Origin of the sequence: Clostridium sp. Marseille-P2415 (assembly GCF_900155545.1) — a bacterium.
GTDB lineage: Bacteria > Bacillota > Clostridia > Lachnospirales > Lachnospiraceae > Lacrimispora.
Genome location: NZ_LT732526.1, coordinates 353,735 through 379,817 on the forward strand (window position 1 = coordinate 353,735; position 26,083 = coordinate 379,817).

The window sequence follows — 26,083 nt, forward strand, 5'->3', positions numbered from 1 at the left end:
TAAATGTTTAGATGACTAAAAGGAGGAATCACCAATGGCAGCAATCAAATTAGGATTTGCACCGACAAGAAGAAGCATATTCAGCGCTCCCGATGCCATTAAGTACAGGGGACTGACGGCCAGACGGCTTAAAGAGCTGGGCATTGACTTTGTGGATATAACCGATATCAACGAGGAAGGACTTCTGTATGACGATAAGGATGTTGAAAAAATCGCGGCTAAATTTAAGGCAGAGGGTGTGGATGGACTCATGCTTCCTCACTGCAATTTCGGTACGGAATATGTGTGTGCAAGGCTTGCCAAGGAGTTGGGGATTCCGGTCCTGTTATGGGGACCGTTAGATGAGCGGCCGGAACCGGATGGGGTGAGGCTGAGGGATACACAGTGCGGCCTCTTTGCTACCGGGAAGGTTTTAAGAAGATTTAAAGTTCCATTTACATATCTGACCAACTGCAGGCTGAGTGACCCTGTATTTGAGCGGGGCGTAAGGGATTTCATGGCAGTATGCAATGTGGTAAAAACCTTCCGGAAGACCCGCATTCTCCAGATCGCCCCCAGACCGTTTGATTTCTGGACTACCATGTGCAATGAAGGCGAACTGCTGGAGCGGTTCAATATCCAGCTGTCTCCCATTCCCATGACAGAACTGACAGAAGAAGTTAAGGCTGTGAAGGCAGAGGGCGGGAAACTGAAGGAAATGGTTTCCTATATCTGCGAAAATATGGAGGTCCTTATAAAGGATAATGAAGTAGAGAATGTTGCAGCTCTTGCAGTGGCGGTCAAGAACCTGGTAAACAAATATGGATGCAATGCGGCGGCCATTCAGTGCTGGAATGCGCTGCAGACCGAGCTGGGCGTCATGCCGTGCGCAGCCAATGCGATCTTGAATGATGAGGGGATCCCGGTTGTCTGTGAAACGGATATCCACGGAGCCGTTACGGCGCTGCTGGTAGAAGCCGCAGGCATGGATGAGACAAGAAGCTTCTTTGCGGACTGGACCATCCGCCACCCTGACATTCCAAACGGCGAATTATTACAGCATTGCGGGCCGTGGCCCATCTCAGTTGCCAGAGAAAAAGCAAAGCTTACTTATCCGCTGGCATTTGACCATCCGGGCAGCCTCACTGCAGAAGCAAAACACGGCGAGGTGACCCTGTGCAGGTTTGACGGGGACAACGGGGAATATTCGCTTTTGCTTGGAAAGGCAAAGGGCGTGGACGGCCCGGCCTGTATGGGCACTTATCTTTGGGTCGAGGTCGAGAACATCAAGCGCCTGGAGGCAAAGATCGTGGAGGGCCCATATATCCATCATTGCGTAGGAATCCACAAAGATGTGGTTCCGGTGCTCTATGAGGCATGCAAATACATTGGTGTAAAACCTGATTTTTATGATCCGATCGAAGAGGAGGTAAAAGCATATCTGCGCGGGGAGTGATGCTTAAGGCTGTTGTAAACAGGGGATTAAAAAAGGTGAAAGGAAGATAATGTGATGAATTTAAAAGTACTGGCTTATGAACTCAGGCAGGATACCATTGACGTCATCCGTGCAGGAAAGACCGGGCATATAGGCGGAGATATGAGCGTGATGGAGATACTGGTGGAGCTGTATTTTAAACAGATGAATATCAGCCCGGAAAATATGGATGAGAAAGACCGGGACTTATTTGTACTCAGTAAGGGGCATTCCGTAGAAGCCTATTATTCCGTTCTTGCGGCAAAAGGATTTTTTCCAAAAGAGCAGCTCTTAAAAGAATACAGCCGGTTTGGTTCCCGCTTTATCGGACATCCGAATAACAAGCTTCCGGGAGTGGAGATGAATTCCGGTTCTTTAGGACACGGGCTTCCGGTCTGCGTGGGTATGGCGAAGGCAGGCAAGATGGATAACAGAAGCTACCGGGTATATACCGTTATGGGAGACGGGGAGCTGGCAGAGGGCTCTGTATGGGAAGGCGCCATGGCGGCCAGCCATTACAGGCTGGATAACTTATGTGCGGTGGTAGACAGAAACCGCCTTCAGATTTCAGGAAATACAGAGGACGTAATGGCTCACGACGATCTGCATGAGCGGTTTAAAAGCTTTGGCTGGCATGTGATCGATGTAAAAGACGGAAATCACATAGATGAACTGGATGTGGCATTTGAGGAGGCGAAAGCAGTGAAAGGAAAGCCGACCGTACTCATTGCCAATACCATAAAGGGCAAGGGGTCTCCAGTCATGGAGAACAAGGCGGGCTGGCATCACAAGGTACCGACGGATGAAGAATATGCACAGATCATGGCGGATTTAAAAGCGGCAAAGGAGGCATTGGGGTAATGGAAAAGATTGCAAATAAGCAGATCATTTGCGAAACGCTGATGGTGGCTGCTAAAACGGATAAAAATGTTGTGGTAATGTGCAGTGATTCCAGGGGAAGCGCTTCCCTGACGGCCTTTGCAGACACCTATCCGGAACAATTCGTGGAAACGGGAATCGCGGAACAGAATCTGGTGAGCATTGCCGCAGGTCTGGCAAAATGCGGAAAGAAAGTATATGCCGCATCTCCGGCCTGTTTCTTATCAGCAAGAAGCTACGAGCAGTGCAAGATTGACGTGGCATATTCCAATACCAACGTAAAGCTCATTGGAATCAGCGGCGGTATCAGCTATGGGGCTCTGGGAATGAGCCACCACTCTTTGCAGGATATAGCGGCCATGAGCGCCATTCCCAATATGAGGGTATACCTTCCCAGTGACCATCTCCAGACAGAAAAGCTTATAAAAGCACTTTTAGAGGACGAAAAGCCGGCGTATGTGCGGGTAGGACGAAATGCTGTTGAACCGGTATACGAGGAAGGAAATGTGCCGTTTGAAATGGATCAGGCAACCGTTGTCCAGGAAGGAAATGATGTGGCCGTCATTGCCTGCGGGGAAATGACAGGGCCTGCAAAGGCTGCGGCCCGGCTTCTGAAGGAAGATGGAATAAGCGCCTGCGTGATCGACATGTATTGTGTAAAACCTCTGGATGAGGCGGCAATTATCACAGCAGCAGAAAAAGTAAGGGCAGTGGTAACGGTTGAGGAGCATTCTCCATTTGGCGGTCTGGGTTCCATGGTGGCGCAGGTAGTTGGGGCAAACTGTCCGAGGAAAGTGGTTTCCATGTCGCTTCCGGATGAACCTGTGATTACCGGAACCTCCGGGGAAGTGTTTGATTATTACGGACTGAATGCGGAAGGAATCGCACAAAAAGTAAAAGAGGTTTTAAAGTAGCAGGATAAATAAAACAGAAAAATGATAATGGGGGAATCGAGAATGCCGGAGAGATATATCATCAGCATTGACCAAAGCACTCAGGGCACCAAGGCACTTCTGTTCGATGGCGGAGGGGCACTGTTAAAACGGACGGATCTGGCTCACCGCCAGATCATTGATGACAGGGGCTGGGTGTCCCATGATCCCGTGGAAATTTACCGGAATACGGTCCTGGCTGTGAAAGCTCTAATAGAAGAGTCGGGAATTGATAAAGAAAAGGTGGCTGGGATCGGAATCAGCAACCAGAGGGAGACTTCCCTTGCGTGGGACCGGTTAACAGGAGAACCGGCGGCGGATGCCATTGTGTGGCAGTGTTCCAGGGCGGCCGGAATCTGCGAACGGATTGAACGGCAGGGCTTTGGGGAAATGATACGCCAAAGAACAGGATTAAAGCTTTCTCCCTATTTCCCGGCTTCTAAAATAGCCTGGCTTCTGGAAGAAGTGGAAGGCGTTAAGGAAAAGGCAGAGCGTCATGAGCTCTGTTACGGGACTATGGATGCCTGGCTGGTATATAAGCTGACAAATGGACGTTCTTATAAGACGGATTTTTCCAATGCCTCCAGAACACAGCTTTTCAATATTTTTAAACTCAAATGGGATGAAGAAATCTGCGGCATATTCGGGATTGATCCCCTTGATCTTCCGGAGGTCTGCGATTCAGACAGTTATTTTGGAGAAACGGATTTTGAAGGATTGTTTTCCGGACCGGTTCCGATCCATGCTGTGCTGGGGGATTCCCACGGCGCCCTGTTCGGTCAGGGCTGCTTAAAAAAGGGGATGATGAAATCCACTTACGGAACCGGCTCCTCGATTATGATGAATATCGGAGAGACGCCGGTCTTAAGTAAGCATGGAGTGGTGACTTCCCTTGCGTGGATGATGAATGGAACGGTAAGCTACGTACTGGAAGGGAACATCAATTACACGGGTGCGGTCATTACCTGGCTGAAGGATGAGGTGCATATGATCTCATCACCCGGGGAAACCGAAGCCCTTTGCCGGGAAGCGGACCAGACTGACAGCTTATATTTCGTGCCTGCGTTCACCGGTTTGGGTGCGCCCTATTGGGACAGCCGCGCAAAAGGCTCTCTGACAGGGATTACAAGGACAACAGGAAGGGCTGAGATCGTCAGGGCAGGCGTGGAATGCATTGCATACCAGATTGCGGATATTGTAAATGCAATGGGGAGAGATACAGGGTTACAGGCAGAGGAAATCCGGGTGGACGGAGGACCTGCAAAAAACAGATATTTAATGCAATTCCAGAGCGATATCTTAAATGCCAGGGTCATGGTACCTGAAGCAGAGGAATTGTCTGGGATCGGGGTTGCTTATGCGGCAGGGCTTGCGCTTCATATTTATGAAGAAGACATTTTTAACAGGCTGGACAGAAGGGTGTATGAACCCGGGTTTACAGAGTGCCGCAGGAAGCAGAAATATGATGGATGGAAAGAGGCAGTGAATTCTGTCTTATCCAGATAAATGAAATATTTCAATTAGAGGAGGAAGTTAGGATGAAGGTATTTAAAAAATTTTTATCAGTATTGGCGGTAACAGCAATGACCGGTGCAATGATTGCGGGGTGCAGCACAAAACCGGCGGCGGAAACAACTGCGAAAGAGGAAACAGCAAAAGAGACAACAAAAGAGGCAGCAGCAAAAGAGGAAACGGCAAAGGAAGAAGGCAATTCGGAAACTGCGTTAAAGGGCGGCGGCTCCAATATCATGTATATCATTACCCCTTCCGTTTCCAATCCGGCATTCAAGGCGGAGGCAGATACGGCGGCAGCAAAGGCTAAGGAACTGGGCTATGAAATAAAGACAGCCTCCCACGATGATGATCCCACCAAACAGGCAGAGCTGTTCGACAGTGCGATCGCAGATAAGGCAGCAGCCATCATCTGTGATAATGCAGGTGCGGATGCCACCATTGAAGCGGTCAAGAAGGCACGGGAGGCAGGAATCCCCACGTTTTTGATTGACCGTGAGATCAACGAAGAAGGAGCTGCCATCGCGCAGATCGTGGCCAACAATTACCAGGGAGCAAAAGCCATTGCTGAGAAATGGGTGGAAGCCATGGGAGAAAAGGGAAATTATGCCGAGCTTCTGGGAAAGGAATCCGATACCAACGCAGGCGTACGCTCCAGCGCATTCCATGAAGTGATCGACCAGTATCCGGACCTTGTTATGGTGGCACAGCAGACAGCAAACTGGGAAAAGACAGAGGCATTTGAGAAGGTGGAATCCATTCTGCAGGCAAACCCGGATTTAAACGGTATCATCTGCGGAAACGACACCATGCTGGAAGGGGCGGTAGCAGCCTGTGAGGCTCATGGTTTAAACATACCGGTCATCGGCGTGGACGGATCGGATGAAGTGGCGGCTCTCATTGCTTCCGGAAAAGCCACAGGTACGGCACTGCAGCAGTTTGCCAAAATCGCTGAGACCGCGGTAGTCCAGGCAGACAAGTATTTAAAAGAAGGGACCACAGGAGAAGATGAAAAACAGCTGATCGATTGTGTCGCAATTACAAAGGACAATGTTGATAAGCTGAAAGGATTTATTTATTCGGAATAACGCGCTTATGGAAGAGTGAAGGAGGCCCTTATGAAAAGACGTATGTCAGTATTTTGTCTGATACTGGTAATTGCAGCATCCCTTCCGGCGCTTACAGGCTGTGTAAAAGTGGTAAAGATCGGAGAAGAGGGGAAATACACGGGGAATGCGGAATTCAATGCAGGCGATGATGTGGCACAGATATGGGAATCCGGTGCAATGCCGGAATTAAATGAAAAAGCAGTGGAGTTAAAGGATTTCCTGACAGAGGCAGGAGGTAATTTGGCGTCATTGGCTGACAAATACGGAAAGTACTCCATGGGGACATCCGGGGAAATTAACTATGTGGTAAAGGGAACCGGCACGGTTACAGAGGTCAATACGGAGTCAAGGGCCGGATATGTGAAGGTGAGCCTTGACGGCTATGAAGGTCCGGAGACCGTGAAGCTTCAGATCGGGCCGGTGTATAAAGGATCCTCCGTCCGTGATTCCCTGGATTTCATCAAATTCGGCGACTATAAGAATCAGCAGGACTGGGCGGCAATATCCCAGAACATTAATAAGCTGATTGACGAAACTGTGGTACAGCCTGCGGACCCGGCTTCCTTACAGGAGAAGAGCATATCATTTACAGGTGCATTTACCGTAAACGGAAATGAAGAACTGCTGATCACGCCGGTCGTGCTTAAGGTGCAGTAGGATAGGAGGCAAGGTATGGCTGACGAATACCAATGCAGGGATGATGTATTTTTGCACGCAGAAAAGATCAGTAAGATTTATCCCGGTACCATAGCCTTAGATGGCGTTTCCTTTGATTTGTTAAAAGGGAAGGTAAACGTGCTGATCGGGGAAAATGGTGCAGGCAAGTCCACATTAATGAGGATGATCGCCGGAATTGAGCAGCCCAGCGAGGGCAAAATGTACATTGGGGATCATGAAGTGTGTTTTAAGGACACAACGGAAGCGAGAAAACATGGAATCGGCATCATTCACCAGGAATTAAGCCTGTTTCCCAATCTTAATGTATACCAGAATATTTTCATGGGCCGCGAGAAAATAAAGGGCGGGGTTATCCTGGATAATAAGATCCATATGGAACGGGCAAAAAAGGTGCTGGAAAAGCTGGAGCATCCCGTTGATTTAAATACACCGGTGGGAGAACTGCGGGTGGGACAGCAGCAGATCATAGAAATCGCCCGCAACCTTGTGGCGGATGATTTAAAGGTGCTGATCATGGATGAGCCCACATCCTCCTTAAGCCGGCAGGAGGTCTCCGTTCTGTTTAAAATCATGAGAGAGCTTACGGCAGAGGGAATCTCGATCGTTTACATATCCCACAGGCTGGAAGAAATCATGCAGATAGGAGATCACATCACCATACTCCGGGATGGAAAATATGTGGCCAATGCAGAGGTGAAGGACATCGATGTTCCGTGGATCGTGCATCAGATGACCGGAGGGGAAAAATCTTACCCCAAGCGGGACCGTACCGTAGACTGGAAGCAGACACAGACCGTGCTGGAGGTAAAAAACCTGTGCCTTCCCAAGCCGGGCGGCGGTTTTCTGGTGGATCATGTAAGCTTTGAGCTTAAAAAGGGAGAAGTTCTGGGAATCTATGGGCTTATGGGATCCGGGCGGACGGAAGTTTTTGAATGCCTTATGGGTTTGCAGCCGGAGCACACGGGAGAGGTTTATCTGGAGGGAAACAGGCTTGACATTAAGTCCATTGACCAGCAGATCGACAGAGGGTTTGCGCTGATACCGGAGGGCCGGCAGGAGCAGGGCCTGGTGCAGACTCTGGATATAGAGAAAAACTGCTCGCTGTCGGCATTAAAACGCTATACGATCGGACCGTTTTTAAACAGCAGGCTGGAAAACATTAAGGTGGACCAGCAGATCAACGATATTCATATTAAAGCAGCAGACAAGAAACTGCCAATTTTATCCTTATCAGGCGGCAATCAGCAGAAGGTCGTCATCGGTAAGGCAATTCTGACGGAGCCAAAGATCCTGTTAATGGATGAGCCAAGCCGGGGCATTGACATCGGCGCCAAGACCGAAGTATTTGAGATCATAAACAAATATGCGGAAGAAGGGCTTTCCATCATAGTGATATCTTCGGAGCTTCAGGAAATCATGGCGATTGCCGACCGGGTCATGGTGCTCTCAAACGGCAGAAAGACCGGAGAGTTCTCTGGCGATGAAATACAGGAAGACTTATTGGTACTGACCTCGTATAAGGGACATCATCAGGATTAAGTTTGAAAAGGAGATAAAATTATGGCAGGAAATGGTAAAACGATGTCAAATAACAAATTGGCCATGACCCTTTTAAAGGGGAGGACCTTTATTGTACTAATCATATTGCTGGTTTTCTTCAGCATCAGGGCTGATAATTTCTTAAGCCCCGGTACCTTGATGATTGTGGCAAAACACGTTGCCTTATACGGCATCCTGGCGATCGGTATGACCTATGTCATCATAACCAGCGGCATTGACTTATCCGTGGGTTCCATTGCTGGCCTGGCAGGCATGATCGCAGGGGGGCTGATCGAAGAGGGCCTGACTCTTAAGATGTTTGGTGTGACCATGTATTTTAATGTCCCGCTGATCGTCCTGGTTACGGTGCTTCTGGGTACGGTCATGGGCATGGTCAATGGTATCGTGATCACAAAATGCAAGGTGGCTCCGTTTATTACAACGCTTGGTACCATGTATATATGCCGGGGACTGGCCAATATCCGTTCCGACGGCAAGACATTTTCCAAACTGTCCGGTCATGCAGGCCTTGGCAATACCGGTTTTGAATTCTTCGGACGCACCCTGGGAAATACAGGAATTCCTGTGGGCGTTATCATCCTCGCTATCCTTGCAGTGATCGCAGGCGTAATACTGAAGAAGACACCCTTTGGCTGGCATGTCCTTTCCATCGGCGGCAATGAGAAAGCCTCCAGGCTGTCAGGGATAAAGGTTGACAGGGTGAAGATCTGGGTATATGCATTTTCCGGCTTCTGTGCGGCAGTGGTAGGAATCATCGCGACCTCCCAGCTGGTATCTGCGACACCAAAGACAGGCGAGTCATGGGAGATGAATGCCATTGCGGCATCGGTGCTTGGCGGAACCTCCATGGCCGGCGGTGTGGGAACGATCGGCGGAACGATTGTGGGGGCATTTGTAATCGGCGTGATCAACGACGGCATGACCATGTGCGGTGTCACGGAATTCTGGCAGAAAATCATCAGAGGGCTTGTTATCATACTGGCGGTCATCATTGACCAGTTCCAGAGAAAGCTGCAGGCTAAGATGGCTCTGCAGGCCCGCAACGAGAATAAATAATGTGGAAGGCGCAGTCCGGGGCTCCGGAGTGCGTCTTTGCTTTTTCCTGGAAAGCCTGATGTTGATGAGAAGGCGTATTGTGTGTATAATATATAGAAGAAAAGAATCGATCAATCATACAAAGGCGGTGATAAAATATGACATTGTTTTCCAATCAGGTATTAAGCCGGTTTACCGAACTTGATTATGAGGTCTATAATTTCATCTTGAAAAACAGCGGCAAGATTCCCTATATGACCATAAGAGAGGTTGCAGGGGAGGCCCATGTCTCCACGACCACCATAACCCGATTCTGCAGGAAGGTAAACTGCAGCGGATTTTCTGAGTTTAAGGTCCGGTTTAAGCTGGAAAAAGAGCACGAAAATACACGGAAAAAGGAGTTCGATTTCAGTTCCATCCAGGATTTTTTTCAAAGGGTCAATACGGAAACATTTCAAAAGCAGCTGGAGACCATAGCGGAAATTATGGCAAAAAAGAAACAGATCATCTTTCTCGGCACAGGAAATTCCGGGATCATTGCTGAGTATGCCAGCCGGTACTTCTGCAATATCGGTATTTTTTCCACGGGGATCAGCAATCCCATGTTTCCGATCAATCTTGAATTTCCCGGGGAAAGCATCCTGATTGTTCTTTCCGTTGAGGGAGAAACGAATATACTGATAGAAAATTCGGCAATTTCAAAGCAGAAAAACAGCACGGTCGTGTCCATCACCAACAGCAAAAACAGTACATTGGCCAGGATATCCGATTATAATATTTCCTATTATATCCAACGGGAACTGGCGGCGGACAAGGAGATGAGGGTGGACATCACCTCCCAGATACCGGCAGTTTATATTGTGGAGGCATTGGCAAGGTTAACGGTGCAGAGAAAGCAGGGATGAAACACCCTGTTTTTTTTATGAAACAAATGCCTAAACAGTATGGTTTGTGACCAAATGAGCCGGCCTTATTTCAAATAAATCTGTTTTGGAGTATGCTTTAGCTATCGACATGAAAAAGGAGGAAGACTTATGAAAGGGAATTTAAAGATTGTAACCATTGGTGGCGGTTCCAGCTATACGCCGGAATTAATAGAAGGCTTCATCAAAAGAAAGGATCAGCTGCCGGTCCGTGAGATCTGGCTGGTTGATATTGAGGAAGGAAAAGAGAAGCTCGAGATCGTGGGAAATCTGGCAAAACGTATGGTAAAGGCAGCCGGCCTTGACTGGGAAATTCATCTGACCCTGGACCGGAGAACCGCCTTAAAGGATGCGGATTTTGTATCTACCCAGTTTCGTGTGGGGCTTTTGGATGCCCGCATCAAGGATGAACGGATCCCTCTGTCCCACGGGATTCTGGGCCAGGAGACCAACGGTGCAGGAGGGATGTTAAAGGCATTCCGTACCATCCCGGTAATCCTTGATATTGTAGAAGATATGAAGGAACTTTGCCCCAATGCATGGCTGGTGAACTTTACGAACCCATCCGGTATGGTGACAGAGGCAGTGATGCGTTACGGAAAATGGGATAAGGTGGTCGGATTGTGCAATGTTCCCATTATGTGCAGAAAAATTGCGGCAGGAGCCCTGCAGGAGAAGGAAGAGGACCTGTTTTTCCGCTTTGGAGGACTGAATCATTTCCACTGGCACCGGGTATGGAACAGGCAAGGGGAAGAAAAGACCGGAGAGGTAATTGAAAAAGCATATACCTCGGCAGAGGGACTTAAAAAGGCAATGCAGGGAATCAAGAGCTCCGGCGTCCAGAATATTCCCAATATCTCCTTCCTGGCAGGACAAATCAGGAATCTTGGGATCATTCCGTGTATGTATCACCGGTATTATTATATTACCGACGATATGCTGAAGGAAGAGCTGGAAGCCTATGAAAAGGGAGAAACCAGGGCGGAACTGGTAAAACGCACGGAAGCGGAACTGTTTGAGCTCTATAAGGACCCGGATCTAAAGGTGAAGCCGGTTCAGCTGGAAAAACGGGGAGGCGCGTTCTATTCTGACGCAGCCTGTGAACTGATCGCCTCCATTTTTAATGATAAGAAAAGCCATATGGTAGTAAGTACAAGAAACAACGGCGCGGTCTCAGACCTGCCGGATGATGTGGTCGTAGAAGTGAGCAGCATCATTACCGCTCACGGGCCGGTTCCCATATCCTGGGGAAGCTTTGAGCCTTCCAGCAGAGGCTTACTGCAGTTAATGAAGGATATGGAGCTGACGACCATAAAGGCAGCAGTGACCGGCGACTATGATACCGCTCTCCAGGCCTTTACCTTAAATCCTCTGGTCCCAAGCGGCAAAATAGCAGGGAAGCTTCTGGATGAGCTTCTGGTGGCCCATAAAAAGCATCTGCCCCGGTTTCAGGAGAAAATTGAGGCTCTGGAAGCCAATGGATAAAACTTGACATCATAAGCGGAAAAGTGCTATACTTTTTATCGCAGTAAAAGACAGTTCATTTGTACCATCCTGTCTCTAAATAAAACTAGGGCTGATTTTAAATATGATAGGGTAAGAGGAAAGGCAGAGGATCTCTCTGTTTCTCTTGCGGATGAATATATAAAATAGGCATAGTGATATGCCTATTTTTTTGTCCGGTTATTTCAATATCCTGAAAAATTAATCATATTGGCCCTTTGATCATGAAAGGATGTAAAGGCTTATGTATTATTTAAAAACAGAGCAAAGCTTTGATTCGGCTCATTTTCTGGCGGATTATGAAGGCAAATGCAGGAATATCCATGGTCACAGATGGCGCGTGGCAGTGGAAGTGATGAGTTTGACTCTGCAGGAAGAAAAACAGTTAAACGGCATGGTTGTGGACTTTACGCAGTTAAAAAGGGATTTGAAAGAAGAAACCGATCTATTTGATCATGCATTGATCCTTGAGAAGGGGTCCTTAAAGGCGCTCACCCTTGCGGCATTAAAAGAAGAGGGATTCCGTATGGCTGAGGTGGATTTTCGCCCGACTGCCGAACGGTTCTCCAAATATTTTTATGACCGGATGACCCGCAGGGGATATGGGGTGAAATCTGCGGCTGTTTATGAAACTCCGTCCAATTGCGCTTCTTATGAGGAGGAAACCGATGACACGGTATAAGGTTGTGGAAAAGTTTGTAAGCATCAACGGCGAAGGCGTTCTGGCAGGGCAGCTGGCTGTTTTCATACGCTTTAAAGGGTGCAATCTTTCCTGCTCCTACTGTGATACCGCCTGGGCGAATGAAAAGCAGGCAGACTTTGTTTTCATGACCGGACTTCAGATCTACCGGTATATAAAAGAAACCGGTATAAAAAATGTAACATTAACAGGCGGTGAACCCCTGCTGCAGCCGGATATCCGGGACCTTCTCAGTATGCTTTCCGGGGATAAGGATCTGCATATCGAAATCGAAACAAATGGCAGCATCGGTTTGTCGGATTTTATAAACTTTAAGAATCCTCCTTCTTTTACGATGGACTATAAGCTTCCGGGCAGCTTCATGGAATCAGAGATGCTCATTTCGAATCTGAAACTGCTGACTAAAAAAGATACCGTAAAATTTGTGGCAGGCAGTACCGAAGATTTAAACCGCGCAAAAGAAATCATGACAGCCCATGAGCTGACGAAGAAATGCCATGTCCATATCAGCACCGTATTCGGAAAACTCGGTTTAAAAGAAGTGGTGGAGTATATGAAGCAGAATGGGATGAATGATGTGACCCTGCAGCTGCAGATGCACAAAATCATCTGGGGCCCCGGGGAAACGGGGGTCTGATCCATTGGGGAAAGGTGAGGTGGCCGAAAATGGCAATTGATACGGAAGCGATCAAAAAGCATGTAAAAGGCATACTTGCGGCATTGGGCGATGATCCGGAACGGGAGGGATTAAAAGATACTCCTGCGCGTGTGGCACGCATGTATGAAGAGGTATTTGAGGGCATGAACTATACCAATCATGAAATTGCCCGTATGTTTCAGAAAACATTTAAAGAGAATCCGGAGATGGAACAGGGCAGGAACGATATGGTCATTATGCGGGATATCGAAGTGTTCAGCTATTGCGAACATCATCTGGCACTGATGTATGATATGAAGGTTACCGTGGCTTACATACCAAACGGCAGGGTGATCGGGCTCAGTAAGATCGCAAGAATCGCGGATATGGTCTCAAAGCGGCTGCAGCTTCAGGAGCGGATCGGCTCTGATATTTGTGAAATCATGCAGGAAATAACCGGTTCCGGAGATGTTGCGGTCCTGATCGAAGGAAGTCACGGCTGTATGGGGAGCAGGGGGATTAAGAAGCCATCGGCCAGAACCCATACCTCCACATTGCGGGGCCGTTTTCAAACGGATGCCGCATTGCAGATGCGTTTGAAATTATAAAATGGAATGGAGAAGAAAAATGAAAGCATTGGTATTATTAAGCGGCGGAGTTGACAGTACGACCTGTCTTGGGCTGGCGGTCCGTCAATATGGCAGGGAAAATGTGTCCGCACTGGCTGTTTCCTATGGACAGAAACATACAAAGGAATTAGATGCAGCGAAAAAAATAGCGGCTTATTACCAGGTGGAGTTTCTGTGCCTGGATTTGGCAAAAATATTTGAGCAGAGTGACTGTTCCCTTTTGCAGCATTCGGATCAGGAGATTCCAAAGGAAGCCTATGGAAAGCAGCTGAAAACCAGCGGAGGGAAACCGGTGCCGACCTATGTCCCGTTTCGCAACGGGCTGTTCTTATCGGCCGCAGCGAGCATTGCCTTATCAAAAGGCTGCAGCCTGATTTATTATGGTGCTCACAGTGATGATGCGGCGGGAAATGCGTATCCGGACTGCAGCAGCGCCTTTCAGGAAGCCATGAACCAGGCAATAACCATAGGAAGCGGTAACCAGCTGCAGATCCGGGCTCCTTTTGTTTTATGGACCAAGGCGAAGGTGGTTGAAAAAGGATTGGAGCTGAAGGTTCCATATGAATTGACCTGGAGCTGTTATGAAGGTGGAGAGAAGCCATGCGGAAAATGCGGCACCTGCATTGACCGCGCAGCAGCCTTTGAGATAAACGGCATAAGCGATCCGGCAATGGAATAGTGGAGGGAGAATAATTATGACAGGAAGAAATGCAGAAGAAAGAAAAGAGCTCACGCTTCTGGGAAGCCGGGGAACAAAATATGAAATGGATTATAATCCGGGCATATTGGAAACCTTTCCCAATAAGCATCCGGAAAATGATTATTTTGTCAAATTTAACTGCCCCGAATTTACCAGCCTTTGTCCCATTACCGGACAGCCGGATTTTGCTACCATTACAATTTCCTATGTGCCCGGTGAAAAAATGGTAGAAAGCAAATCCCTGAAGCTTTATTTATTCAGCTTCCGCAATCACGGGGATTTTCACGAGGACTGCATCAATATCATCATGAAAGACTTAATTTCCCTGATGGATCCCAAATACATTGAGGTGTGGGGGAAATTTACTCCCCGCGGCGGAATATCCATTGATCCCTACTGCAATTACGGCCGGGCGGATACCAGATGGGAAGAGACCGCATGGAACCGGCTGGCCGGTCATGACTTATATCCGGAAAAGGTGGATAACAGATAGCCTTCTTCACGAGTGGGACAAAACAAAGTCCCGTTTTAGCATCAGCAGTCTTTTGATCTGATTTAAAATATAAAACAGGATCGCCCTGGCCTCAAATTCCTCCCGGTCAGAAGGAAGCTCGTGGCCCTTTAAATCCTGAAACAAAAGGTCCAATTCCTGTAAGAGCCCTTCCACCGTATTGTTTCTGTGATAACCGCGTTCAATCCCTTCCAACAGTTCCGCTACCTGCTTTGCCTGTCTGGGCAGGCAGGTAATGCTTTTGATGTTTTCATAAATTTCCTTCAGTACTATGCTTTGCTGCTGCCGCATCTGGATATAATCAACTTCATAGGTGTCTTTTTTCCAGAGTGCATTGTTATAATTATTCCACGCGCATGCTTTTGCCAGCTTCAGGCTTTCCTGCAGCTGGTCCAGGCATTCCGGACCGTATTTGCTTTTATCCTCTTCTAAAAGCCAGTGGGACATGCGGTTCAGGACTCCCTTAATCTGATGATCCACATCATCCGCCAGTTTTTGAAACACGTTTCCCCTTTTGCGCAGGTGCATATTGACCAGGACGCCTACCGTAGTGCCGATCAGGAACAGAGCGATCTCGTTCATCATCAGAGAGGCGGACATGGACTTCTCTGACAGAAAATGGGTGATCAAAACGGAGTCCATGGCAATTGCTTCTCCCCAGTCCGCATACAGGCACAGAAGGGCAAAGAGCAGAAGATATCCTGCAAAAGCAATGAGGGTAAAGCCCAGAAGGCGAAATACACCTGCGGCCAGTATCAAAGCCCATACAAATGCCAGTGTCCTGTTTCTGGCACTTTTGATGGTTTCCCTCTTTGTGTTCTGAATGCTGAGCACCGTAATGATGCCGGCTGTAGCAGAATATTTTAAACCGATCTCGGCTGCAGCCGTAATTGCAAATACTGCTGCAAGGGCAATCTTAATACTTTTTATCACTTTTTCTTTGTCCATGTGATCTCACCTCTTGTATGCAATCGGATAACAAGGTCTTGAGTTGATGATAAGGCGGTTTGTGTTCCCAGTATATCATATTTTTAAGGACATCACATCAAAAACTTTGCTGTTCGTATGATTGGGCGGGAGAAAATAGATATTGCCATTTCACATACAAATTAGTATAATTCTTTTTATGGTACAGAAACGGTTATGTTTAAAAAAAGGAGTCATATGGATAACAACGATATATTAATAAGATTCAGATATGCAGTGGATATAAAGGATTCGGATATGGTCGGGATATTCAAACTGGGCGGAATCACAGTAACGAAAGAAGAACTTCAAAAGATCCTGTTAAAGCCGCAGGCCGGTCAGGGGCTTTCCGGTGAGGATAAGCCTGTCAATGAAAACAGAAGGATATGTGATAATTTTATGCTGGAATCCTTTCTGAATGGTTTCATTATTTTTAAACGTGGAAAACAGGAGCCAAAACCAGGGGAACCGGAGAAGCCCTTGTATATGATCAGAGATAATAAATCGGTCAATAATGTCTTCCTGAAAAAAGTAAAAATTGCGCTGTCTCTTACGGGAGACGACATGCTCGCTATATTTAAGGCCGCCGGATTAAATCTGTCAAACGGTGAATTAAGTGCAGTATTGCGAAGAGAAGGGCAGCGGAATTATAAAGAATGCCAGGATCGGTATGTCAGAAATTTCTTAAAAGGTCTGGCAATCAGATATAGAAAATAAGAATGAAAAACAGCCGGTTTGGCTTTAAGCCCCTGTATGTCTGCAGCCGGAGCGATACAGGGTATTGCTTATTATTTTTTTTGTGTTATAATATAATTGATTGTTAAAACAATGATTTTTAAAAGAATAGATGTATTCTTTCGGGATTGTATTTAATATTCGTTAACAATTGAATGATCTACAAGTAAAGAACCGTCTTTTAAAGAAGGGCTTTTGGTATTGTGTTAAGGCACAGATATGAAAAGCCCTTCTTTTTTTTGAAAGGAGAGGAAATATGAAGTTAGAAGGAATGGCAGTAAGCCATATGAAGTTCGGAGAGGGTACCGTAAAGGAATTAGGGGAAAAATATATTACCATATTGTTTCCGCAGGGAGAAAAAAAGTTTTTATATCCAAATTCCTTTGTGAAATTTCTGACCCTCAAGGACAAAAATATGCAAACAGAAATGGATAAAATGCTGGAACACATCATACAGGAGGAAGAAAGCAGAAGAGCAGATGAAATCAGTGAACAGGAACGCCTGGAGGAGATACACAGCTTGAAAGTCCGTCCGGATTCACAGGCGGCCTTTGGATTTGTCGAAAATGACAGGCAAAGCGTTTTTTCTTCATGGTCGGTATATGCAGGCTCCTACCAGAGCGGAAGCTCGAAAGGAAAACCCAAGCTTCCGGTGAGGCTCAAGTTAAATTCAGCCTGCCTCCTTACGGAATGTCCAAAGGGAACCGCAGAAAAGAGACGGCGTATCATAGGTGCTTTTATGCTGAAGGATAATTTTGAAAGTTCAGCCTGCAGGGATGGAATGATCCGGAGCCATGAAAAATACAGGATCTGTCTGGAAGGCAAAGAGACCCTGTACTATTGGGATTATTTTTCCGAAGATTCGGAAATTTCAAAGTGGGGAAATGTGGAATTAAAATATTTTTCCAATATAACCATGCAGCAGATTTTAAATGATATGAAAAATATAATCAGCGATAAAGAGCGCCGGCAGGAAGCAGAAGAATTTTATCAATACTTTTGTTTCATAAACAAATTAACCGTGGTGCCATTTTAAATACCGGTGCAATGGCTTGTAAAATGGAAAAAATCTGCTATACTGTTTTTATGAATGGCTGTTTAGGGAGGGATATCATGAATGAATTGTTTTCAATAGGAGAAGTTTCAAAATTGTTTCATATAGACGTCCGCCTGCTTCGCCACTATGATAAGATTTCCCTTCTAAAGCCGGAATTCCAGGATGAAAAAAACGGGTACCGGTATTATTCCACCCGGCAGTTTGAGTGTCTGAACACAATCCGTTATCTCCGTTCCTTAAATGTGCCCCTTCCTAAAATCCGGGATTTCTTTGAAAACCGTGATGATAAGAAGATGCTTGAAATTCTGAAAGAGCAGAAAAGGCAGGTCGAAGAAGAATGGGAGTACTTAGATCGGATAGAAAGAAAAATTCAGAGCAGGATCGTGCAGATCGAGGATGCTTATCAAACGGAATATGGCAGAATTGCAGAACGCCGGCTGGATGATAGAATGATTGCCATTTTAAAGAAAGAAATTTCCGTTGCTGACGATCTGGAGCCTCCGATTCGTGAATTAGAGCGAAGCAATGGACTAAACTCAGTCATGTTTCTGGGGAAAGTCGGGGTATCGATTTCAAGTGAGAATCTGAAGAAGGGTAATTTTGATAAATTTTCTGCAATTTTTGTGATCATGGAACCAGAGGACGACAGCACGGACTGTGCCATGTGCCTGACCGGAGGCAGTTATCTCACCATGCGCTTTCACGGAACACATAAGGATGCAAAACCTGCCTATAATAACCTGTTTCGATATATGGAACAAAAGGGGTATGAGCTTGCCGGAGATTCCATTGAGTTTGCTTTGATTGATTATGGACTCACCAGCGATACTTCCAGGTTTACGACTGAAATACAAATTCCATACAAAAAATATTGACCCTCTAACTATTGGAGGGTTTATATTTTGGGGGAAGGAGGAATTATTATGATAGGAACGGTTGTAAATACTGCTGCCATTCTGGCAGGCAGCGTAATTGGAAGCTGTGTTAAGAAAGGGATAGGAGAAAAATATCAGGATGCATTATACCATGCAATGGGACTTGCTGCCTGCGGCCTGGGCATCAATGCAATGGTTCAGAATATGCCTGAGAGCAGTTTCCCTGTATTGTTTATCATCAGTCTTGCAGCAGGCAGCCTCATGGGCACCATGCTTAATCTGGTAGAACGGTTTGAAATGGTCACAGCCCGTTTCTCAAAAGGAAATCTGGGGCAGGGGCTGTCCTCTGCAATACTGTTATTCTGTATTGGAACCCTGTCAATTCTGGGTCCCATGGAAAGCGCGCTTCATGGCGACAATACTTACCTGTTTACAAATGCAACGCTGGACTTCGTTACTTCATTAGTCCTGGCATCTGCCTATGGGATTGGGATTGTCTTATCTGCAGTTGTTTTATTCTTGTGGCAGGGAAGCATCTATCTTCTTTCCGGGTACTTATCTGCTTTTTTGACGGCTGAATTACTGACTGAGATATCCATTGTAGGCGGCTTTCTGATTTTCAGTTCCGGTCTTTCCATTCTGAAAATCAAGGATTGCAGGACGTTAAATATGCTGCCATCTTTATTTGTACCGATTTTGTGGTTTTTAATAAAATCGATATTACATTCCTTTTAATTTCAGTTTATTTACCAGGTCAACATAGAACTCACAAACATCAAAGCCTTCAATGTTTTTGCGGGTCAGGTCGATGACATCGCCATGGGAAATGCCCTGTTTGCTTTTGGGTTTGAGTACGCCAAGAAAGCTGCCCCACGCCATGGAGTTTATGGAAACAAGTCCAGAGGGTATCGGAAGAGGATTTAAATGCCTTTCTGGATCATAATAAGGGCCGGTCGGGGGAAGAACAGGTTGTTGCATTCTCCTCCCAGGATATGCGCCCCCATTTTACAAAAAGAACAGTTAATGTTTCAACGGTTGTGGAAATGGAGCAGATCCATAAAGACCAGTATATGCGGATATCCAACACGCTGATTGCCATTATGAATGGCAAAGACCCTTCGATGCAGAATTCAACCATAAATATGAAATATTACGAAAAGGATGGGAAATTGAAGATATTGCTTTGGGGTGAGCTTGATTTTATGGAAGAGATGTTAGGTACCATTTCCATGCTCGATGACACAGGATATGAAAACAAACAGTAATAGATATGAAAACACAGATCAAGGGTATTCTTTAAGGAGAATGATAAGCATGGATGTAAAAATAATAATAAGAAACAGCATACCGGTTGCATGGATACAAAGTGAGTATCCATTGATCAAGGATGTCCCATCAGCTCTTGATTTGATTGCAACGGTAAAATATGAAACGGGCAGTGACTGTATGGTACTTTATAAGGCGGCCATAACAGAAGATTTTTTTAAATTAAGTACTTGTCTTGCCGGAGAAATCCTTCAAAAATTTATAAACTATGGCATAAAAATTGCCATCGTCGGTGATTTTTCCGGTTATACCGGTAAGCCGTTCAAAGATTTTATGTATGAATGTAATCACGGAAAGGATTTTTTCTTTGTTGGTACCGTGGATGAAGGCATTGAGAAGCTGTCATCAGTGAGCTGAATCAGTTGGGATATCCCGATGATAACCCATTAGGAGAAGACCCCATTAGGAGAAGAAGTTGACAAGCCGGCGAAAGAAGTGTATGTTATCGGTAATAAAAAATATCTGACTTAAGGAGAAAAGACGATGGAAAAAAGAATATCAGGAAAGACGGGCTTGTTAGGACTGATTGGCTCACCGGTAGGACATTCCGGATCGCCGGCTATGTATAATTACAGCTTTGAGAAGCTGGGACTGGATTACGCATATCTTGCTTTTGATATTAAGGTTGATGAAGTTGTAAAGGCAGTCGATGCCATGAAAACCTTTCATATGAGAGGCTGTAATGTAACAATGCCATGCAAGAACGAAGCTGCGAAATACATGGATGAGTTGTCGCCGGCTGCCCGTATCATCGGTGCGGTTAATACCATTGTAAATGAAGATGGAAGATTGATCGGCCACATTACAGATGGACAGGGCTTTGTAGATAATCTCCGTGATCATGGAGTTGAAATCGCAGGTAAGAAAATCACTGTCTGCGGCGGCGGCGGGGCTGCTACCGCAATCCAGGTGCAGTGTGCGTTAGAGGGAGCAAAGGAAGTCTCCATTTTCAATATCAAAGATGCATTCTTTGAGAGGACCATCCAAACTGCAGAAAAAATCAGGCAGGAAATGCCGGAATGCGTGGTGAATGTATTCGATATTGCAGATATGGAGAAGATGAGGGAAGAAATTGCTTCCAGCGATATTTTTGCCAATGCGACAATCGTAGGTATGAAGCCAATGGATGACGAAAGCGTTGTCAAGGACGTTACCATGTTCCATCCGGGCCTGGTTGTTGTGGATGCTGTTTATAATCCAAAGGAAACCAGGATGTTAAAAGAGGCAAAAGGGGCCGGATGTACCTGCATAGACGGACAGGGAATGCTTGTGTGGCAGGGAGCTGCCGCATTCAAGCTTTATACAGGCCGGGAAATGCCGGTAGAAGAAGTGAAAGAGTTATTCTTCCGTTAACAGAAAGAGAGATACATCTTGGGATACAGGTTTTTCCGGGGACACATATAATAGTCATAAACGAAAATAAAAAAAAGAAAACATAAATAATACTTGTGAAAACAATGTTAAAATAGTAAGATAATAGAAGAGAAAATTATGGGAAGGAAAGGAAGACTGTATTGATAAACAAGAGGATGGAATTTATACTGCAGGAATTGGAAGAAAAAAGCAGCATAAGAGTAGCGGATGTCAGCAAACAGCTGGAATGTTCGGAAGTAACCATCCGCAATGATATCCAGAAGCTGGAAGAGATGGGATTATTAAACCGTATCCACGGCGGCGCGACAAAAGCAGGAGCCCAGGTAGTGGTATTGTACAATGCGGAAACCGTATATAAAAATGCCGATAAGAAGCAGAGAATTGCGGAAAAAGCTTATGAATATATCGAAGATAACGATACCATTATTTTGGATGATGCTTCAACAAGCTATTATCTTGCACGTATCATAAAGGAGAATCCTTCCAAGCACTTGCTTGTAATTACTAATTCGCTGGTGGCAGCAGGAGAACTGTCAGATGCCAGGCATGTGAATTTATTTTTACTGGGAGGACAGGTTGGCGGAAAGCTGTCTTCGACAATGGGAGATGCGACCATTGGTAATCTGGAGGAATGCCATGCGGATAAGGCATTTATCAGCGCCCATGGAATCAATTTTGATGTAGGGATCACGTCGATCGGGTCCCCGCAGATGCAGGTGAAGAAAGCAATCCTAAAAGCCTCAAAAGAAGTATATCTTTTGGTGGACAGCAGTAAATTCGGGGGCGGTTATGTACTTGTGGTAAGCCCTCTGTCCGAAATAACCAGAATCATTACAGATAATGAAATAAAAAAAGAATATCTTGAAATGGCCCATCGGGATCATGTGGCGATTGATATCGTTTAAGATAAGGCAGCTGTTGAGAAATCGGCAGCTGCCGTTTTTTATTTACGCGGGCAACGAGCCAAACGACCCCGAACTTTTGTAAGCCTGCATCGTATTTCGGATCAGTTTGTTAAAGGCATGGGCTTCCCAGGCACTTCTTCCGGTAAACAATCCGTCAATGGAAGGCTTTCTGATAAGCTCGCCGGCGTTTCCGGGGTTGACGCTTCCGCCGTATAAAACGGGGATATCCCTGGCGGCCTCTCCAAACAACTCTATCAGGCATTTTTTGATTGCCAGGTGCTTTTCCTCCGCATATTCTGCCGAAGCCGGAATTCCGTTTGCCCCAATGGCCCAGACGGGTTCGTAAGCGATCCAGATGTTTGAAAGTCCGGCAACCGGGATATCATGAAGGCCGATTTTTAATTGGGTACGGAGCACTTCAACGCTGATACCGTAATCTTTCTCTTCCAGAGTCTCGCCAATGCAAAGAAGAGCGGTCATATTATGCTCCAGGGCGCATTTGACTTTCTGATTCTCTATGGGGTCCGTCTCGCCGAATACGTGACGCCTTTCCGAATGTCCGATCATAATCAGATTGATATCCATTTCTTTTAACATCAAGGGTGAAATCTCGCCCGTAAACTGCCCGTTTTCTTTCCAGCACATATTTTGAGCTCCCAGAGTAATGTACTGTTTATCAATGCTGGAAGCAGCACTGCTTAAGGAGGTGTAGGAAGGTATGACGAATAATTCCATTTCCTCCCGGCTGATTTCTTCTGTAAGGCTTTGCAAAAGCCGTACGTATTCCGTTGTTTCTCTGATGTTTTTATACATTTTTAAATTGGTACCGAAAAATAATTTTTTCTTCATGAATGATTTTCCTTTCTGGAATGAATCTTAAAATGAGGCAGCAGATTAATTATGAGAATAGTGTAAAACAAAATAGTATATTTTTCAAGATAAAAAGAAATAAAAAAGAATAAATAATAAGATAAAAGAAATTAAACGAAAATAAATAGCTTGTATAAAATGCACTAAAACGGTCGGATAAAAACAGTAATAATGACAAAAAAATATATTTGTATTGAAAAACATAGAAAATAGTTGTAATATATACATAAACACGAAAATGAAACATAAATAAAGCAAACAAGAAAAAAGAAAAAAGAAGTTAAAACAAAACAAAAAATGAGAGGAAAGTAAAATGATTGATGTAAAGTTTAAACCGGTTACCGCAATAACCATGGGAGATCCGGCGGGCATAGGACCGGAGACAGTTGCCGCAGCCATGCTGGCACCGGAAATTCATGAGTGCTGCAAACCATTCGTCATTGGCAGCATCGATATCCTGAAGCGGGCAGCCAAAATATTAAATAAGGAATTAAGCTATCATAAGATTACAGATCCTTCGGAAGCGAACTATGAAATGGGATGCGTTGATGTGCTTGAGACCGGAAGCTATGATACGGATTCCGTTGTCTGGGGAGAAGTACAGGCGCTGGCCGGACAGATGAGCATTGACTGGATCATGAAATCCATTGAGCTGGGCATGGCAGGCCGGGTGGATGCGGTTTCTACCGCACCCATACATAAGGGTGCGATCAAGCTGATTGGTATCAAAGAACCGGGGCATACAGAAATCTATCAGAACGTGACAAAATCCCCCTATGCATTGACCATGTTTTCCTGTCATAAGCTGCGGGTCTTCTTTGTAAGCAGGCATATGTCCCTTTTGGATGCATGCAGATATGCTACGAAGGAGAGAGTATTGGAATATGTCATCAACATTGATAAAGAACTAAAAAAGGTTGGAATTGAAAGACCGCGTATTGCGGTAGCTGCATTAAATCCCCATGGCGGTGATAACGGATTATTCGGGACAGAAGAGATCGATCATTTGATTCCGGCTGTTAAGGCGGCACAGAATATGGGAATAGATGCTATCGGTCCCTGTCCTGCGGATTCCGTATTCCATATCGGAAAATCCGGATGCTATGATGGGATTTTATCGTTATATCATGACCAGGGACACATCGCATGTAAGACCCTGGATTTTGAAAAGTCCGTTACATTGACCTTTGGACTTCCTTTTATCCGAAGTTCCGTAGACCATGGGACCGCGTTTGATATTGCAGGCAAGGGAATCGCAGGAGCAGTCAGCCTGATTGAGTCCACCAGAGTCGTTTCAGAATATGCAGCGCTCATGCACCGCAAGAAAAGTGACAGGTAATGAAGCCGGAGAATGGAGGAGACGGTATGCCGCTTATTGGAGCAGTAGCTGACGATTTAACAGGAGCCACCACCACCGGTGTGCTGCTTGCCAGGTCGAAAGCAAGAACAGCAGTGTTTTTTAACGAAGAAGCCGCAGAACATGCGCAGCAGGCGGAACAGCTGGACGCGATATTAGTGAGCAGCAACAGCAGGGCCCTGCCTGCAGACGAAGCCTATGAAAAAGTGCGATCAGCAACTCTGGCACTGCAGAGAATGGGGGTAAAGTATTTTTCCAAGCGGATCGATACAACGCTTCGAGGGGGAGTTGGGGTTGAAATCGATGCGATGATGGATTGTATGGAGGAAGATGCGGTTGCGGTTGTTGTACCGGCCATGCCCCAGTCCAGACGGATCCTGGTAGGCGGTTTTTCCGTCATTGACGGAATGGCACTGATACGTACGCCGGTAGCCCAGGATGTGCGGACACCGGTATATGAAAACTACATCCCGCGCCTGTTGGAAAAGCAGACAAGACGGTGCGTGGGGCTTATTACATTGGATACGGTATTGCAGGGGGCCGAGGCAATAAAGGATAGGCTTACTAAGGTCAGATCAGAAGGGAAACAGGTAATTGTAGTGGACGGGGTCACGCTTGATGATGTGGAGGCGGCCGCAAAAGCCTGTGTGGAGCTGGAGTGGAATGTGGTAGCCGTTGATCCCGGTGCGTTTACGGCGAAGCTGGCATTTTGCAGGAACCTCATAAAAAGAGAGGAACCCAATATTCCGGATGGCAGCGGAGAAGGATTAAACAAGACCGTATTAATCGCGGCAGGCAGTGCAACCCCTGTGACCAAACGCCAGATGGAGGTATTGTGTGAGGATCAAAGGGTGATACGAATCCCTGTTGAGCCGGTACCGCTTATTAATGGGAGCGACGAAGCTTTGGCAGAAGTGGGAAAAGCAGTCCGCTCCGCACTTCAATGCTTAAAGGAAGAGACTCTGCCCAGAGCCATTCTTATTGAAACAGCACTGCACGGAGAGTTGTTAAACTTATCGGAAGAGGATGCCAAAAGACAGTATTCCGGTGGCATGTGCGCAAACAGAATCAATGCAGGGCTTGGGATGATTGTATCAAAAATACTGGAAGCAGCAGGAAGAGATAAGATAGCCGGACTCTATACAACAGGCGGTGATACCATGGTGAATGTCTGTTATCAGCTGGGTGTTGAATGCATTGAAGTTCTGGACTACGTGATTGCACAGACGGATGTCGGCCGGCTGTCGGGAAATTATGACGGATTGCCGATTGTAGGCAAGGGAGGGCTTACCGGTACGGACCGCACCGCAATCGATATTGTGGACCGTCTGTTTTTAGAAGCAACAAGAACTTAAAGGAGGATAAGGAAATGAAAGTGGCAATTGGATGTGATGAAGCAGCTTATTGTTTGAAATCGGAAGTCATGAAGCATCTTAATGATATCGGTGTGGAATATGAAGATTTTGGCGCCGGACCGGGAGAAGTGGTTCTTTATCCGGATGTGGCAGTAAAGGTTGCGGAGGCAGTTGCAAGAGGTGATTTTGAACGGGGGATATTGGTCTGCGGAACAGGAATCGGAATGGCGATCACTGCAAATAAGGTTCCGGGTATCCGTGCCGCGGTGTGCCATGATCCGTTCTCAGCAGAACGGTCCAGAAAAAGCAACGATGCGCAGATCATGTGTATGGGGGAACGGGTCATCGGGGCAGAGCTTGCAAAATGTCTGGTTGATATCTGGTTAAAATGCGATTTTTCAGGAGGTGGTTCCGCGCCAAAGGTAGATAAGATCATGGAATATGAAAGAGAGTATCTGGAGAAGGAAAGAAGTAATTAATCAAATGTATGGGAGGTATTTAC

At 46.1% G+C, this 26,083-nt stretch carries 29 protein-coding genes; 26 read left to right on the top strand and 3 right to left on the bottom strand.

Annotated elements, in window-relative coordinates; translation table 11 throughout:
• Positions 1 to 34: 34 nt before the first annotated feature.
• From BQ9856_RS06530 to queF, 15 genes are all read left to right on the top strand, one after another.
• The gene (locus BQ9856_RS06530; RefSeq protein WP_077610314.1) at positions 35 to 1,435 is read left to right on the top strand and encodes an L-fucose/L-arabinose isomerase family protein; all 1,401 of its coding nucleotides are present in this window, start codon (positions 35 to 37) and stop codon (positions 1,433 to 1,435) included.
• 54 nt (positions 1,436 to 1,489) lie between these two features.
• The gene (locus BQ9856_RS06535; RefSeq protein WP_077610315.1) at positions 1,490 to 2,314 is read left to right on the top strand and encodes a transketolase; all 825 of its coding nucleotides are present in this window, start codon (positions 1,490 to 1,492) and stop codon (positions 2,312 to 2,314) included.
• Positions 2,314 to 3,246, top strand: coding sequence for a transketolase family protein (locus tag BQ9856_RS06540; RefSeq protein WP_077610316.1), 933 nt, complete (start codon positions 2,314 to 2,316; stop codon positions 3,244 to 3,246). Before BQ9856_RS06535 ends, BQ9856_RS06540 begins: the two co-directional genes overlap by 1 nt.
• 42 nt (positions 3,247 to 3,288) lie before the next feature.
• Positions 3,289 to 4,770 (top strand): FGGY-family carbohydrate kinase, encoded by a 1,482-nt coding sequence (locus BQ9856_RS06545; protein WP_077610317.1) that lies wholly within the window; start codon positions 3,289 to 3,291, stop codon positions 4,768 to 4,770.
• Positions 4,771 to 4,802: 32 nt separating this feature from the next.
• On the top strand, positions 4,803 to 5,864 hold the full coding sequence (locus BQ9856_RS06550) for a D-ribose ABC transporter substrate-binding protein (protein WP_077610318.1): 1,062 nt from the start codon (positions 4,803 to 4,805) through the stop codon (positions 5,862 to 5,864).
• A 30-nt stretch (positions 5,865 to 5,894) separates the two neighbouring features.
• Positions 5,895 to 6,542 carry a DUF2291 domain-containing protein gene (locus BQ9856_RS06555; RefSeq protein WP_077610319.1) on the top strand — a complete coding sequence of 216 codons (648 nt, stop codon included), beginning with the start codon at positions 5,895 to 5,897 and terminating at the stop codon, positions 6,540 to 6,542.
• Positions 6,543 to 6,557: 15 nt separating this feature from the next.
• Positions 6,558 to 8,102, top strand: a complete 1,545-nt coding sequence (locus BQ9856_RS06560) for a sugar ABC transporter ATP-binding protein (protein ID WP_077610320.1) — start codon at positions 6,558 to 6,560, stop codon at positions 8,100 to 8,102.
• Positions 8,103 to 8,123: 21 nt separating this feature from the next.
• Positions 8,124 to 9,179 (top strand): ABC transporter permease, encoded by a 1,056-nt coding sequence (locus tag BQ9856_RS06565; RefSeq protein ID WP_077610321.1) that lies wholly within the window; start codon positions 8,124 to 8,126, stop codon positions 9,177 to 9,179.
• A gap of 137 nt (positions 9,180 to 9,316) precedes the next feature.
• Entirely contained in the window at positions 9,317 to 10,063 is a 747-nt protein-coding gene (locus BQ9856_RS06570) for a MurR/RpiR family transcriptional regulator (protein ID WP_077610322.1), read from the top strand.
• A gap of 129 nt (positions 10,064 to 10,192) precedes the next feature.
• Positions 10,193 to 11,566 (top strand): 6-phospho-beta-glucosidase, encoded by a 1,374-nt coding sequence (locus BQ9856_RS06575; protein ID WP_077610323.1) that lies wholly within the window; start codon positions 10,193 to 10,195, stop codon positions 11,564 to 11,566.
• A 262-nt stretch (positions 11,567 to 11,828) separates the two neighbouring features.
• The gene (locus BQ9856_RS06580) at positions 11,829 to 12,266 is read left to right on the top strand and encodes a 6-pyruvoyl trahydropterin synthase family protein (RefSeq protein ID WP_077610324.1); all 438 of its coding nucleotides are present in this window, start codon (positions 11,829 to 11,831) and stop codon (positions 12,264 to 12,266) included.
• A complete protein-coding gene (gene queE, locus BQ9856_RS06585) occupies positions 12,253 to 12,921 on the top strand; it encodes a putative 7-carboxy-7-deazaguanine synthase QueE (RefSeq protein ID WP_077610325.1) in 669 nt (222 codons plus the stop codon). The genes BQ9856_RS06580 and queE overlap by 14 nt, the downstream gene beginning before the upstream one ends.
• A gap of 29 nt (positions 12,922 to 12,950) precedes the next feature.
• Positions 12,951 to 13,529: a GTP cyclohydrolase I FolE gene (gene folE / locus BQ9856_RS06590; protein ID WP_077610326.1), complete on the top strand. Its 579-nt coding sequence runs from the start codon at positions 12,951 to 12,953 to the stop codon at positions 13,527 to 13,529.
• Between the two features lie 19 nt (positions 13,530 to 13,548).
• Positions 13,549 to 14,229, top strand: coding sequence for a 7-cyano-7-deazaguanine synthase QueC (queC, locus tag BQ9856_RS06595; RefSeq protein ID WP_077610327.1), 681 nt, complete (start codon positions 13,549 to 13,551; stop codon positions 14,227 to 14,229).
• Positions 14,230 to 14,245: 16 nt separating this feature from the next.
• Positions 14,246 to 14,743: a preQ(1) synthase gene (gene queF / locus BQ9856_RS06600; protein ID WP_077610328.1), complete on the top strand. Its 498-nt coding sequence runs from the start codon at positions 14,246 to 14,248 to the stop codon at positions 14,741 to 14,743.
• 6 nt (positions 14,744 to 14,749) lie between these two features.
• Here queF and BQ9856_RS06605 read toward each other — a convergent pair whose 3' ends face one another.
• The gene (locus BQ9856_RS06605; RefSeq protein WP_077610329.1) at positions 14,750 to 15,709 is read right to left on the bottom strand and encodes an aromatic acid exporter family protein; all 960 of its coding nucleotides are present in this window, start codon (positions 15,707 to 15,709) and stop codon (positions 14,750 to 14,752) included.
• A 216-nt stretch (positions 15,710 to 15,925) separates the two neighbouring features.
• Between BQ9856_RS06605 and BQ9856_RS06610 the strand changes: the two genes are divergently transcribed.
• From BQ9856_RS06610 to BQ9856_RS06625, 4 genes are all read left to right on the top strand, one after another.
• Positions 15,926 to 16,444 carry a DUF1456 family protein gene (locus tag BQ9856_RS06610; RefSeq protein WP_077610330.1) on the top strand — a complete coding sequence of 173 codons (519 nt, stop codon included), beginning with the start codon at positions 15,926 to 15,928 and terminating at the stop codon, positions 16,442 to 16,444.
• 274 nt (positions 16,445 to 16,718) lie between these two features.
• Positions 16,719 to 17,498 carry a hypothetical protein gene (locus tag BQ9856_RS06615; RefSeq protein ID WP_077610331.1) on the top strand — a complete coding sequence of 260 codons (780 nt, stop codon included), beginning with the start codon at positions 16,719 to 16,721 and terminating at the stop codon, positions 17,496 to 17,498.
• A gap of 77 nt (positions 17,499 to 17,575) precedes the next feature.
• Positions 17,576 to 18,394 carry a MerR family transcriptional regulator gene (locus BQ9856_RS06620; protein ID WP_077613273.1) on the top strand — a complete coding sequence of 273 codons (819 nt, stop codon included), beginning with the start codon at positions 17,576 to 17,578 and terminating at the stop codon, positions 18,392 to 18,394.
• Positions 18,395 to 18,442: 48 nt separating this feature from the next.
• On the top strand, positions 18,443 to 19,129 hold the full coding sequence (locus tag BQ9856_RS06625) for a DUF554 domain-containing protein (protein ID WP_077610332.1): 687 nt from the start codon (positions 18,443 to 18,445) through the stop codon (positions 19,127 to 19,129).
• Here BQ9856_RS06625 and BQ9856_RS06630 read toward each other — a convergent pair.
• Positions 19,115 to 19,372: a hypothetical protein gene (locus BQ9856_RS06630; protein ID WP_077610333.1), complete on the bottom strand. Its 258-nt coding sequence runs from the start codon at positions 19,370 to 19,372 to the stop codon at positions 19,115 to 19,117. The two genes, BQ9856_RS06625 and BQ9856_RS06630, sit on opposite strands and share 15 nt — an antisense overlap.
• A 65-nt stretch (positions 19,373 to 19,437) precedes the next feature.
• Here BQ9856_RS06630 and BQ9856_RS06635 point away from each other — a divergent pair, with 65 nt between their 5' ends.
• The 4 genes from BQ9856_RS06635 to BQ9856_RS06650 all read left to right on the top strand — a co-directional run bounded on the left by BQ9856_RS06635 (position 19,438) and on the right by BQ9856_RS06650 (position 21,999).
• A complete protein-coding gene (locus tag BQ9856_RS06635) occupies positions 19,438 to 19,659 on the top strand; it encodes a hypothetical protein (protein WP_139348668.1) in 222 nt (73 codons plus the stop codon).
• Positions 19,660 to 19,708: 49 nt separating this feature from the next.
• Positions 19,709 to 20,077: a DUF4180 domain-containing protein gene (locus BQ9856_RS06640; RefSeq protein ID WP_077610335.1), complete on the top strand. Its 369-nt coding sequence runs from the start codon at positions 19,709 to 19,711 to the stop codon at positions 20,075 to 20,077.
• A gap of 126 nt (positions 20,078 to 20,203) precedes the next feature.
• Complete coding sequence (gene aroE / locus BQ9856_RS06645; protein WP_077610336.1) at positions 20,204 to 21,073, top strand: shikimate dehydrogenase; 870 nt, start codon at positions 20,204 to 20,206, stop codon at positions 21,071 to 21,073.
• A 161-nt stretch (positions 21,074 to 21,234) separates the two neighbouring features.
• A complete protein-coding gene (locus BQ9856_RS06650) occupies positions 21,235 to 21,999 on the top strand; it encodes a DeoR/GlpR family DNA-binding transcription regulator (protein ID WP_077610337.1) in 765 nt (254 codons plus the stop codon).
• 42 nt (positions 22,000 to 22,041) lie between these two features.
• Here the strand turns inward: BQ9856_RS06650 and tpiA are convergent, their stop codons facing one another.
• Positions 22,042 to 22,848 carry a triose-phosphate isomerase gene (gene tpiA, locus BQ9856_RS06655; RefSeq protein WP_077610338.1) on the bottom strand — a complete coding sequence of 269 codons (807 nt, stop codon included), beginning with the start codon at positions 22,846 to 22,848 and terminating at the stop codon, positions 22,042 to 22,044.
• Positions 22,849 to 23,182: 334 nt separating this feature from the next.
• Between tpiA and pdxA the strand changes: the two genes are divergently transcribed.
• The 3 genes from pdxA to rpiB are packed head-to-tail and all read left to right on the top strand — an operon-like array spanning position 23,183 to position 26,060.
• Positions 23,183 to 24,208 (top strand): 4-hydroxythreonine-4-phosphate dehydrogenase PdxA, encoded by a 1,026-nt coding sequence (gene pdxA / locus BQ9856_RS06660; RefSeq protein WP_235839166.1) that lies wholly within the window; start codon positions 23,183 to 23,185, stop codon positions 24,206 to 24,208.
• A gap of 26 nt (positions 24,209 to 24,234) precedes the next feature.
• Entirely contained in the window at positions 24,235 to 25,581 is a 1,347-nt protein-coding gene (locus BQ9856_RS06665; protein WP_077613275.1) for a four-carbon acid sugar kinase family protein, read from the top strand.
• A 14-nt stretch (positions 25,582 to 25,595) separates the two neighbouring features.
• Complete coding sequence (gene rpiB / locus BQ9856_RS06670; protein WP_077610339.1) at positions 25,596 to 26,060, top strand: ribose 5-phosphate isomerase B; 465 nt, start codon at positions 25,596 to 25,598, stop codon at positions 26,058 to 26,060.
• Positions 26,061 to 26,083: the final 23 nt, after the last annotated feature.